The sequence below is a fragment of the Bacillus cereus group sp. BfR-BA-01350 genome (genome assembly GCF_022663775.1).
GTDB lineage: Bacteria > Bacillota > Bacilli > Bacillales > Bacillaceae_G > Bacillus_A > Bacillus_A paranthracis.
The window spans coordinates 1-223 of record NZ_JAKUGD010000059.1 but is presented as its reverse complement, the minus strand read 5'-3'; the positions used below and the strand labels follow the sequence as shown (position 1 = coordinate 223).

Below are 223 nucleotides of genomic sequence, written 5' to 3'. Positions count from 1 at the left end.
GGCTTAGAAGCAGCCACCATTTAAAGAGTGCGTAATAGCTCACTAGTCGAGTGACTCTGCGCCGAAAATGTACCGGGGCTAAATACACCACCGAAGCTGCGGATTGATACCGAATGGTATCAGTGGTAGGGGAGCGTTCTAAGGACAGTGAAGTCAGACCGGAAGGACTGGTGGAGTGCTTAGAAGTGAGAATGCCGGTATGAGTAGCGAAAGACGGGTGAGA

At 51.1% G+C, this 223-nt stretch carries 1 rRNA gene; it reads left to right on the top strand.

Going from position 1 to position 223, the window contains the following annotated elements:
- Positions 1-223 (top strand): 23S ribosomal RNA (locus tag MR147_RS26960); the annotation flags it as partial.